General features: G+C 44.6%; 11 protein-coding genes. 10 read left to right on the top strand and 1 reads right to left on the bottom strand.

What is annotated here, in order from left to right:
* Positions 1-39: 39 nt before the first annotated feature.
* A complete protein-coding gene (locus tag L0Y31_RS08580) occupies positions 40-282 on the bottom strand; it encodes a type B 50S ribosomal protein L31 (protein WP_234736707.1) in 243 nt (80 codons plus the stop codon).
* Positions 283-781: 499 nt separating this feature from the next.
* Between L0Y31_RS08580 and L0Y31_RS08575 the strand changes: the two genes are divergently transcribed.
* From L0Y31_RS08575 to L0Y31_RS08530, 10 genes are all read left to right on the top strand, one after another.
* Positions 782-3,250 carry a ribonucleoside-diphosphate reductase subunit alpha gene (locus L0Y31_RS08575; RefSeq protein ID WP_234736706.1) on the top strand — a complete coding sequence of 823 codons (2,469 nt, stop codon included), beginning with the start codon at positions 782-784 and terminating at the stop codon, positions 3,248-3,250.
* Positions 3,251-3,629: 379 nt separating this feature from the next.
* Positions 3,630-4,817, top strand: a complete 1,188-nt coding sequence (locus L0Y31_RS08570; protein WP_234736705.1) for an MFS transporter — start codon at positions 3,630-3,632, stop codon at positions 4,815-4,817.
* 373 nt (positions 4,818-5,190) lie between these two features.
* A complete protein-coding gene (locus L0Y31_RS08565) occupies positions 5,191-6,027 on the top strand; it encodes a MotA/TolQ/ExbB proton channel family protein (RefSeq protein WP_234736704.1) in 837 nt (278 codons plus the stop codon).
* A gap of 39 nt (positions 6,028-6,066) precedes the next feature.
* Complete coding sequence (locus L0Y31_RS08560) at positions 6,067-6,693, top strand: ExbD/TolR family protein (RefSeq protein WP_234736703.1); 627 nt, start codon at positions 6,067-6,069, stop codon at positions 6,691-6,693.
* Between the two features lie 49 nt (positions 6,694-6,742).
* Positions 6,743-7,267 (top strand): ExbD/TolR family protein, encoded by a 525-nt coding sequence (locus L0Y31_RS08555; protein WP_234736702.1) that lies wholly within the window; start codon positions 6,743-6,745, stop codon positions 7,265-7,267.
* Positions 7,268-7,308: 41 nt separating this feature from the next.
* On the top strand, positions 7,309-8,142 hold the full coding sequence (locus tag L0Y31_RS08550) for an energy transducer TonB (RefSeq protein WP_234736701.1): 834 nt from the start codon (positions 7,309-7,311) through the stop codon (positions 8,140-8,142).
* 8 nt (positions 8,143-8,150) lie between these two features.
* Positions 8,151-8,354 carry a hypothetical protein gene (locus tag L0Y31_RS08545; RefSeq protein ID WP_234736700.1) on the top strand — a complete coding sequence of 68 codons (204 nt, stop codon included), beginning with the start codon at positions 8,151-8,153 and terminating at the stop codon, positions 8,352-8,354.
* Positions 8,355-8,360: 6 nt separating this feature from the next.
* Positions 8,361-9,293, top strand: a complete 933-nt coding sequence (locus L0Y31_RS08540) for a PstS family phosphate ABC transporter substrate-binding protein (RefSeq protein ID WP_234736699.1) — start codon at positions 8,361-8,363, stop codon at positions 9,291-9,293.
* Positions 9,294-9,480: 187 nt separating this feature from the next.
* Positions 9,481-11,124, top strand: coding sequence for a tetratricopeptide repeat protein (locus L0Y31_RS08535; protein ID WP_234736698.1), 1,644 nt, complete (start codon positions 9,481-9,483; stop codon positions 11,122-11,124).
* 158 nt (positions 11,125-11,282) lie between these two features.
* Complete coding sequence (locus tag L0Y31_RS08530) at positions 11,283-11,864, top strand: adenylate kinase (RefSeq protein WP_234736697.1); 582 nt, start codon at positions 11,283-11,285, stop codon at positions 11,862-11,864.
* The last annotated feature ends 39 nt before the right edge of the window (positions 11,865-11,903 follow it).

The raw sequence follows: 11,903 nt of genomic DNA, 5'->3' as shown, positions 1-11,903 counted from the left end.
AATCCGAGGGGGCTTTTAAAAGACCTTAACGTACAAAAACTATTTTTTGCCGTACCGTTTCAAGAATTTATCTACGCGACCAGCCGTATCAAGAAGTACGTTTTTACCGGTGTAGAATGGGTGCGATTGCGAGCTAACCTCCAGTTTCACAACGGGATAAGTTTGGCCTTCGAAGTCAATCGTCTCTCTCGTTTGAACAGTTGAACGAGAAATGAATTTGTAGTCACTAGACATATCCCAGAAAACCACTTCCCGATAATCTGGATGAATACCTTGTTTCATAATATAATGGCTCTATTAATCGGTTTCCAAGCGATCCGCCATGCGGATGATTCACTAAAAGGACTGCAAAAGTAGAAACTTCTTAACTGATTTCCAACAACTTTAACAGGTTTCCTAAGGCTAATTTTTAAATATAACCACTTTATAAAATTAATTAACTAATCATTTTTTTCTGAAACTTTTAGGTTATATTGACCCAAGTAATTAGTAATCAGTGTTTTATAAACAAATTTTCATTTGTTCCCCGAATACAACTTTCAACTTTTTTAGACCCTGTATCCGATGGACTAATGCTAAGTTGTTCTTTCTAAGGCGCTAACAGGATCTCAATACACTTAGTAGACTTTGATAATTCTTAGGATGTGGCAACAACGCGAACCATCTTGTTTGATTTTGTGTCCACCTTGGTAGTATCTTTAAAGATTCATTCCAGTTATAAGCCCGTTGCCTTCAGTTAATTTGTCTACTTTTTACATCGAAAAACTATCATATAATCGCTATGTATGTAATTAAACGCGATGGTCGTCGGGAGTCTGTCAGATTTGACAAGATCACGGCCCGGATTGAGAAACTATGCTACGGCTTAGATCCAGCGTATGTGCAGCCAGTCGAAGTCTCCATGAAAGTCGTTAGTGGCCTTTATGATGGCGTTAAAACCACGGAACTGGATAACCTGACTGCCGAAACAGCGGCTTCCATGACCACAAAGCACCCAGATTACGCGATTCTGGCGGCTCGCGTTGCTATTTCTAACTTACATAAGGAAACTAATAAATCGTTTTCAGGAACAATCAAGCGGCTTTTTAACTACATCGATCCTAAAACAGGAGAGAACGCCGCCCTGATTTCCAAAGAAGTTTATGACGTGGTGCGGAAAAATGCCGCCCTGCTCGACTCAACCATTATCTACGACCGTGATTTCGGCTACGACTATTTTGGCTTTAAAACGCTCGAAAAGTCTTACCTCTTGAAAATTGACGGCCGGATTGCCGAGCGTCCGCAGCACATGCTGATGCGGGTTGCGGTGGGCATTCACTTCGATGACATTGATTCAGCTATTGAAACCTACAACCTGCTGTCGGAGAAATGGTTTACCCACGCTACCCCTACCCTTTTCAACGCTGGAACGCCAAAGCCGCAGATGTCGAGCTGCTTCCTGCTGACTATGAAGGATGATAGCATCGAGGGCATCTACGATACGTTAAAACAAACCGCCAAAATCTCTCAGTCAGCGGGTGGTATTGGCTTGAGCATTCACAACGTTCGGGCAACGGGTACTTACATTAAAGGCACAAACGGTACGTCAAACGGCATTGTGCCGATGCTGCGCGTCTTCAACGATACTGCTCGTTATGTAGACCAGGGCGGCGGGAAACGCAAAGGTTCTTTTGCCATCTACCTGGAACCCTGGCACGCCGATGTTTTTGAATTCCTGCAACTGAAGAAAAACCACGGTAAAGAAGAACTCCGCGCCCGCGATCTTTTCTACGCCATGTGGGTTCCCGACTTGTTCATGAAGCGTGTAGAAGCCAATGACGTTTGGTCGTTGTTCTGCCCGCACGAATGCCCTGGCCTGGCTGACACCTACGGCGACGAGTTTGAGGCACTTTATGAGAGCTACGAACGCGAAGGCAAAGCCCGTAAAACAATCAAGGCGCAGGATTTATGGTTTGAAATCTTAGAATCGCAGACGGAGACAGGAACGCCGTACATGCTCTTCAAAGACCACGCTAACCGCAAGTCGAACCAGAAGAACCTGGGAACCATCAAATCGTCGAACCTCTGCACAGAGATCATCGAGTATACGTCACCCGACGAAGTAGCGGTTTGTAATCTGGCCTCCATTGCCTTGCCAAAATTCATTAAGGCGGGTGCCAACGGCATGCTTCACTTTGACCACGACAAGCTGTTCGAAATCACAAAAGTGGTAACGAAAAACCTGAACCGGATTATCGACATCAACTATTATCCGGTTGAAGAAGCTCGTCGCTCAAACATGCGTCACCGTCCAATTGGTATTGGTATTCAAGGACTTGCTGATGCATTCATCATGCTTCGGATGCCTTTCGAGTCTGATGAAGCCCGGCGGTTGAACAAAGAAATTTTCGAGACCATCTATTACGGATCTATGGTTGCTTCCATGGAGCTGGCGAAAAAAGAAGGTCCTTACGAAACCTGGGCTGGCTCGCCGATCTCGCAGGGCCAATTCCAGTTTGATATGTGGGGCGTACAACCTGACTCCAACCGTTGGGATTGGGAAACACTCCGTCAGGATGTTGTTCAGCACGGTGTGCGTAACTCCCTGCTTCTTGCGCCGATGCCAACCGCCTCGACTTCACAGATCCTGGGTAATAACGAATGTTTTGAACCATTTACGTCGAACATTTATCTGCGTCGCGTTTTGTCCGGTGAATTTGTTGTCGTGAACAAATACCTGCTCAAAGACTTGGTGAAGCTGAACCTGTGGAATGACAACATGAAAAACATGCTGATCGCAGCCAACGGTTCGGTGCAGAATATCCCGCATATTCCGCAGAATCTAAAAGATCTCTACAAAACCGTTTGGGAGATCAAGCAGAAACACATCATCGACATGGCCGCTGATCGGGGAGCCTATATCTGTCAATCCCAATCACTGAATATCCACATGGTTGATGCTAACTTTGGCAAGCTGACTTCCATGCACTTCTACGCCTGGAAAGCTGGCTTGAAAACAGGCATGTATTACCTGCGTACCAAAGCGGCTGTTGACGCGGTTAAGTTTACCGTCGAAAAACAAGCTGAACCGCAGCTAGAGCCTGCCCTGGCCGAAACAGCGCCAATCGAAAAGCCGTTGAACTACGTTAAATACGCCCAAGACCACGCCCAACCGGTTGCAACGTCGCAAGTGAATGACGCCGAATTTAATTATTCAGCAATCCAATGCTCGCTGGACGATCCAGAAGGATGTGAAATGTGTGGCTCTTAATAGCAATAATTACCCTTCAAAAAGAACTCCCGGTTATGGAAACATGGCCGGGAGTTCTTTTTATTCCTAATTTTTTACTTTTTGGTTAGTTGTAAAAATCCAAAAGAATATTTCGTACGTATATACGTCTGTGCTGCTTTTAGCAGCAATGTTGAGTAAATCTTCAAATCCCGTTCCGCCTTTGAGAATGGGATTTTTGTATTCTATAGGAAAATAGCCTGCGTCCTTGTCTTTCTGTTAGTATGGTTGCCACGCACGAGCTACCTTTGGTACTTGGTTTGGTAGATAGATGTCTTATCCACTAGGGCTGCTACCGTCTTATCTAGTACAATTGTAAAGCGGGTCTATCGCTTTTAGACTAGCTTTATTTAGCTTGTTTATGAAGATTTACACACTTTCTTTTTTCCTTCTCTGCTTAAGTTCCTTTCTTTTCTTCGCCAGCTTTAACATGCTGATCCCTGAGCTACCCGCTCATTTAACCAGCTTAGGCGGGGCCGAATACAAAGGGTACATTATTGCCTTTTTTACGATTACAGCAGGTATTTCCCGCCCTTTTAGTGGACGACTCACGGACACAATCGGGCGGGTGCCGGTCATGGCCTTTGGCTCACTGGTCTGTTTTGTATGTGGCTTTCTTTATCCTTTGCTGCAAACTGTTTCTGCTTTTCTACTGCTTCGGCTGGTGCATGGTTTCTCCACGGGCTTTAAACCAACGGGTACATCTGCCTATGTAGCCGACATCGTACCCGACGACCGCCGGGGTGAAGCAATGGGTATCTTAGGACTTAGTGGGAGTATTGGTATGGCTTTTGGCCCAGCCCTGGGAAGCTGGCTAACGAGTCTGCTTGGTCTGAATGGGCTTTTCTATGCTTCTTCTTTTCTGGCCCTGCTCTCGATTGTCATTTTGCTAAATATGAAAGAAACGCTGCCGGAGAAGCTTCCTTTTCGGTGGCAACTGCTTAAAATTTCCCGGCGCGATGTATTCGAACCCGCTGTCATTGCCCCATCGCTGGTTACCTTTCTAAACTCCTTTAGTTTTGGTGCTGTGATTACGCTAGCCCCTGATTTCAGCGAGTCCCTGAAGATGGGAAACAAAGGGTTATTTTTCACGGTCTTCACCATCGCCTCACTGGCTATCCGCTTCATGGCCGGAAAAGTATCGGACCAATATGGCCGCCGTCCTGTGTTGCGCATTGCCTCACTCATTCTAACCATTGGCATGCTCCTGATTGCCTTTAGCGACACGGAACTAACCTTTCTGCTGGGGGCTGTTGTGTTTGGGATCTCGATGGGTATGTATTCACCAACGGCCCAGGCCTGGACGGTCGATCTTAGTCACAGCGCAAATCGAGGGCGAGCACTGGCAACGATGTATATTGCTCTTGAGGCTGGAATTGGTTTAGGAGCATTCCTATCCGCAAAAATTTATCAAAACGATGCTGCCCGTTTTCAGCTCTCTTTTCTGATTATATCATTTTTCTCTGCTGGTGCATTCATTTATCTCTTGTTGGCCGATACCCACAAAAAACAGGCAGAGGAAGGGCCAAATCAGCCAGTCAAACCTTAAATCTAGATTAATATCAATAGGATTAATAATGTTTCTTTCATCATTTAATGAAGTAAGCAATACAAAAATAACCAGGCAACCCAAACCGCTTTTATTGGTTTTAATCACTTAAAAACCAGCCGTTAATTCAAGCAAATGAACTGTGATTTTTAAAAGCCAAAATTAAAATAATCCTACGTGAACAAAATGGGTAATATATTTCACAAAAATTTGACGTTGCCGTTTGTATATTTTCAGATAGAAAATTGATAAATTTGTGTTTAGGGTCCGAAGGCTATCTGCCGAAATTTTATTTCAAGAAAAGTAATCAAACTAAAATTTTCACTTTCTTTACATAAAAAACCAGTTTCAATTTAACCCTACAGTAAGTTCAATGAAAACACAATCTCCAACCCCAGCACCAGCTAGAGCAGCGGCACCTGCAAAGAAAAAATCAGGCGGCTTGAATCCGGTGTTTGTAATTCCTATTCTGGCTGTGATTGCCTTTGTAGTCTTTATTTTCGTCTTTGGTGATCCTAGCCACTTCCAGGGAGACAACAACGAAAACTTACCAAAAGATGGTGACTATTTTGGTGTAGTTTACAAAGGTGGCTGGATTGTACCTTTACTGTTTACTTGTTTCTTAACCGTATTAGTTTTCTCAATTGAGCGTTTCATCACAATTGGCCGGGCCAATGGTAGTGGTTCAGTTGATGATTTTGTAGGTAAAGTAAAAAGCCTGCTGGACCGTAACGACATAGAAGCTGCCATTAAAGAGTGCGATCGTCAAAAAGGTTCAGTAGGAAACGTTGTAAAAACGGCCCTGCTTAAGTATCAACAATTAAGAACTGATGCAGAATTAAACAAAGAGCAAAAACTGGCTGCTTTGCAAAAAGAAGTAGAAGAAGCAACAACTCTGGAGCTTCCGATGCTGGAGAAAAACCTGACGATCATCGCAACACTGGCTTCGGTATCAACGCTGGTAGCCCTGTTGGGAACGGTATTGGGTATGATCCGCGCCTTCGCCGGTATGGGTACATCAGGCCAACCAGATACAGCTGCTCTTGCAACGGGTATCTCTGAGGCCCTTGTAAACACGGCTCTTGGTATCGGTACTGCCGCTATCGCAACCATCATGTACAGCTACTTCACTAGCCGTATTGACGAATTGACTTATAACATCGACGAGATCGGTCTGAGCATTCAGCAAAATTTTGCTGCGCATAATTAATCGATTTGGCTAACGTTTATTACTTAAAAACGTAAAAATATGCCTATAGTAAAGCCAAAGCGCTCCGGTCCGGTTATGGATATGACGGCAATGTGCGATATGGCCTTTCTGTTGTTGAGCTTCTTTATCATGACGGCTCAATTCAAAGAACAGGAGGCCGCCGCTATCGAAACGCCGACATCCATCTCTGGAATTAAGGTGCCCGATAAGGACATCATGACCATTAGCCTAGATAAGGATGGCAAAGTTTACTTCGGTATTGATAACCAACAAAACCGGGTGGCAATGCTTGAATACATGGCAGAAGCTAATGGAATATCGTTTACAGATCAGGAGAAGAAGAAATTCTCGATCCAGTCTAGTTTCGGTCTGCCATTGAACCAACTGAAATCATACCTGGCTTTGAAACCTGAACAACAAAAGGCTTTGAAGCAACCAGGTATCCCAGTTGACTCAACTGCGAATCCGCAGACAAACCAGTTAGCCCAGTGGGTTTACAACGCCCGGAAAGCTAACAAGGACTTGCGTATTGCCGTAAAAGGCGATAACCTATCGAAGTTTCCGAATTTCAAGAATGTGTTAAGCTCTCTGCAATCGCAGAATATTAACAAATTCAACCTGATTACAGGTACGGAAGCCCCACCGGCAGGTTGGACAAACGACTAATTCATTTTTTTACACCAACAAAAGCGTCTTCGCCTTAAATTCGTAAACGATGGCAAGTATAGACACCGGTGGTGGTGGTGGCAATCATAAAGGTGGTAAAGTCCGTGGTAAAAAGATGTCTACCCGGGTCGATATGACTCCCATGGTAGACTTGGGCTTTCTCTTGATCACCTTTTTCATTCTTGCCACTACCTTAAATAAACCGTCTTCGATGACACTGAACGTGCCAGACAAGACCGAAAAAGTAGAAAACGAGCCGATCAAAGCATCTAAAGTAATGACGGTGTTTCTCGGTAAGAACAACGAAGTTCACTACATCGCTGGTAAAGCCGCGAACGAAGATCCTGAGCTGAAAACAGTTCGCTTCGGCCAGGAGCTTCGGAGCGCCATTCTGGATAACAAAAACAGAATTGGTGAACAATTTGTCGTCGTAATCAAGCCAACAAAAGAATCAACCTACCGCAACATGGTAGATATTCTAGATGAGATGGCCATTACTAAATCAAAGCGCTATGCTTTGGTGGATGTTTTGACTCCAGACGAGGAAAAATTGATTGCTGACAAACTAAAGTGACAAACGATCTGAAAAGATCAATTTGAACGATTTAAATCGCCATGGCAGAAGTAACGACAAACTCCGCATCAACACTCGATGATATCGTGTTTGCGGAACGTAACAAGGCGTATGGTGCGTATTCATTACGGAAAGGCTATTCTAAAACGGTTTATCGCGCGCTAATCATTGGCTCGGCTTTATTCCTGATTGCAATGGCTGCCCCAACCATCATCAACGTCCTGACGCCTGAAGAGGAAGTCCCTGTGGAAGTTGAGGTTGACCTGATGAAGATTCCGCCACCGCCAATCGACCCGAACGAACCACCACCACCGCCACCGCCGCCGGTTGAGGTTCCAAAGGTTAACACGGTAAAATTCCTTCCGCCGGAAGTAAAGCCGGATGAAGAAGTACCGGAAGAAACGCCGCCACCAACCGTTGAAGAGTTGAAAGAAGCCGTTTCAGCTGATAAAACTCAGGAAGGTGACCCCAATGCTGAAGAAGCGATTGCAGCACCAGAAGAAACAGCTGGTCCTACGCGCGTCGAGGCAGCCGTGGAAGTTGCTCCTAAAAAAGAGGAAGAAGTCTTCACGGTCGTTGAACAGCAGCCAGAATTCCCAGGAGGAACAGCCGCTATGTATGCATGGTTAGGTAAAAACATGCGTTACCCAGCTGCCGCTTCTCGGGCGAACATCTCTGGTCGGGTATTCGTAAGCTTCGTAGTAAATGCCGATGGTTCTATTCAGGACGTACAAGTAATGAAAGGCCTTGGCTTCGGTACGGACGAAGAAGCGAAACGCGTAGTACAACAAATGCCGAAATGGCGCCCAGGCAAACAGTCAGGTCGTCCGGTTCGGGTGAAGTTTAACCTACCGATCAACTTCCAGTTGGAGTAATCTTTGGAATGAGAAACAGACCATCTTCAAACCAACTCAGCCGTTATCTTAATGTGTTGATGGGTTTGGTCTACATGGGAGGAGGCATCTATCTGATTGCCTCCTCTCAGTCTTTTGGGATATTACCGACCGGAGTCGGACGGTATATTATGGCGGTACTACTAATCGCATATGGCGCTTTCCGAACCTATCGGGGTTTCCAGCGGTTTTAATGGCACATGAAAAAACAGTTGAAACAATTCGCTTGGTTAGCAGTTATTGCGTTGGCCGCCTGTTCGCCACAGCCAAAAGACAATCCGGCCCACGGTGAGATCACGATTGCCTCGGATGAATCGCTTCAGCCACTGGTAGAATCGCTTCGTCTGGCGTATGAGGGTATTAACACCGATACGAAGTTTAATACCCTATATCGCCCTGAACAGGAAGCCATCAATGCCTTCCTGCAAGACAGTGCCCGGCTTGTTTTTTCGACGCGGCAACTAACGGATAAGGAAAAAACGATCTTGGTTCAGGAAAAAATCAAGGTCCGAACACAGTTCATTGCTATCGATGGAATTGCCCTTATTGTTGGCAAACAGAATACGGACAGTTTGATTACCACGCCTGAGTTACAGGATATTTTTCAGGGAAAGATCACAAACTGGTCGCAGCTGAAGGGTGGTAACCAGAGCAGCCCGATTGTTCTGATCTTTGACAACAATAATTCTAGCAATTTGAATTATGTGCTTAAGAAGTTTGATGTCAAAGACATTAGCCGTCTGAAAATATTCACGGTGAAGTCAAACAAAGAAGTGATTGAGTACGTTCGTAAAAATCCGGCAGCTCTAGGTTTCATTGGCGTTAACTGGATTAGTGATGGGGATGAGCCTCTGACAGCTGATCTCTCACGCGAGTTAAGGGTATTGGGAATTTCGGAGAAGGCAAATCCAACAAAACAAGAGGATTACCTTCAGCCATTCCAAAAAAACTTAGGTTTGGAAACTTACCCGTTGCGTCGAAAAATATACATTATCAGTCGCGAAGCTCACTCCGGTTTAGGAGGAGGTTTGATGACTTATATTGCCAGAGACGTGGGTGGTTTGCTGATCGAAAAAAGTGGTTTATGGCCCGCAATACCATATAATAGAGAAGTGTATTTCCAGAAAGATTAAAAATTTTGCTTCTTACTGCAATTTTTTAGTTTTGTATTCTGTTTTGAAAAAAGTAAACATTTTATAACCATTCTCAACCTGAATTGGCATGATTTTCAATAAGAAAGCTCTGTTCACAACGATTGCCGCTGGCGTTTTTGGTACGTTTCAGGCAATTGCTCAGGACGCGCAGTCGGGTGTTAAAGACTTGGAATCAGGTCGCTACACGAAGGCTATCAAAACATTTACAGGCCTAGCTAACAGTGCTCCTTCAGCCGACAACTATTTTTACCTGGGCTATGCTCAATTGAAAGCGGGTGAAACGGATGCAGCAAAGCAGTCCTTTGAAAAAGGGGCATCACTGGCTGATAAGAAAAATGTTTTGAACAATGTGGGCCTGGGTGCTGTAGCGTTGGCAAAGAAAGATCGTGCAACGGCAAAAACGCAGATCGATCAGGCGCTGGATGCAACAAAAAGTAAAAACATCGACGTTTTACTACGCGCTGGCGAAGCCTATACCCTATTCGAAACCAATGATCCAGCTGAGGCAATTCGCATCCTGGAGATCGCCGACAAACTGGATAAGAAAAACCAAAATGCCGAAATTGAAATGGTACTTGGTGACGCTTATATGTTGAAAAATGATGGTGGTAACGCTGTAAGCAAGTATGAAAATGCGTTGCAGATCACACCAAATAGCGCCGAAGCCAATTACAAAATTGGTAAGACGTTCCTACGCGGTAAGAACTACAAACTAGCTCAGGAAAACTACGAGAAAGCCATTGCAGCTGATCCGGAATTCGCTCCTACGTACGAAGATTTGGCGGAAGCATTCTTAGGCTCACGGGCGTACAAAAATGCGGCTAAGAACATGGATCTTTACGTTCAGAAAAGCGAAACAACTGATTCTGACAAACTGCTTCGTTCAGCTCAGTTTGACTTCCTGGCAGGTGATAATGCACGGGCCATCCAAAAACTAGATGCGCTGAAAGGCAAAATCAATAACCCAGTTATCAACCGGATTTATGGTTGGGCTTATAATAACATGGGCAAATCTGATGAAGCGATCCAAAGCCTGAATACGTTTATGCAACAGGCACCGGATAAAATCATTTTTGATGACTATAAATTCCTGGGTCGTGCCTATGCACAGAAAGGTACACCAGAAGGTGACTCGCTTGCTCTGATAAACCTGGAAAAAGCGGCTCCTCTGGATTCGACTGAAAACCTGTATCGTGAGATTGGTAAGACTTACTATGGTGCTAAAAAATTCGATAAAGCAGTGGCTGCTTATAAAAGAGCAATTGCTGTTGATACGAACAAAGCAACTACAAACGACTATTTCCAGTTGGGTATGTCAAACTACCTGTTAGCAAGCCGCGTTGGTAAAGATAGCACAATGCTGATGAACGGGGATACGGCGGCTATTCGCCAAGCTAAAGATATGTACTATGCTGCTGCGGACTCTGCACTGACGAAAGTAAGTCAAATTACTCCAGACTGGTCTCCTGCATACTACTTCCGGGCATCAACGAGCTATTTTAGCGATACAAAAGGGGCTATGAGTACAGGTGCGCCAGTACCTTTTTATGAAAAATACCTGGAAGTTGCTGATAAAGAAATAGCGGCTGATCCAGCGAAAAAAGAGGCGAACAAGCGCTACATGATGACTGCTTATAAGTTTTTGTCTTCGTATTACGCTAACAAAAACGAAGCGGTGAAATCAAGAGAGTATCTGACTAAAGCAGCTGAGCTTGATCCAGCGGATAAAGATGTACAAAATGCATTGAATCCTCCGGCACCAGCAACGAAACCAGGCGCCAAAAAACCGGCGGCTAAGGCGACGAAATAAGGAAAATAAAATAATTTTAAGATAGGGGCTGCCAACGGTAGCCCCTATTTTTTGGTCTTTTTGTTTCCCTATTGATAAATACTTGTAAAAATGTTCCGTTAATTCCTGCCAACAATCGTAATTTTGTCCAATAATTTGCGTGGATATCTGTTAATAATATGCTAAATCTTGTACTATTCGGCCCACCGGGTGCTGGTAAGGGAACACAAAGTGAAAAATTGATTGCCAAGTATCAGTTAGTGCATTTATCCACGGGCGACTTATTACGTTCGCAGATTCAGGCAAAAACAGAGCTAGGGCTGCAAGCGAAGACCTTGATGGATCAGGGAATCCTGGTACCTGATGAAGTAGTTATCGGCATGATTGATTATAAGTTACAGGAAAATCAATCGGCAGCTGGCTTCATTTTTGACGGGTTTCCACGGACTGTAAAACAAGCCGAAGCTTTGGATCACCTGCTGGCTCAGTACAATGAACAGATTACCGTAATGCTTAGTCTGGAAGTAGACGAAGAAGAGCTGACCAAGCGTTTATTGTTACGGGGGCATTCATCCGGGCGACCAGATGATCAAAATGAAGATTTAATTCGTCGTCGGGTAACGGAATACAACGAGAAGACGACACCTGTGGCTGGTTATTATCAGAACCAGAATAAATACGTTGGCATTGATGGTATTGGAGATATTGAAATGATTTTCAATACGATAAGCCAGGAAATTGAAAAAAGAAGAACGGCCTAAGTGGCTTAAGTAGAGGGGTCGCGGTAGTAGCCGCAGGAT

It is taken from the genome of Tellurirhabdus bombi (assembly GCF_021484805.1).
In the GTDB taxonomy this organism is placed as follows: Bacteria; Bacteroidota; Bacteroidia; order Cytophagales; family Spirosomataceae; genus Tellurirhabdus; species Tellurirhabdus bombi.
Note: the sequence above shows the minus strand (reverse complement) of the source record. Positions and strands in the feature narration are given on the sequence as shown.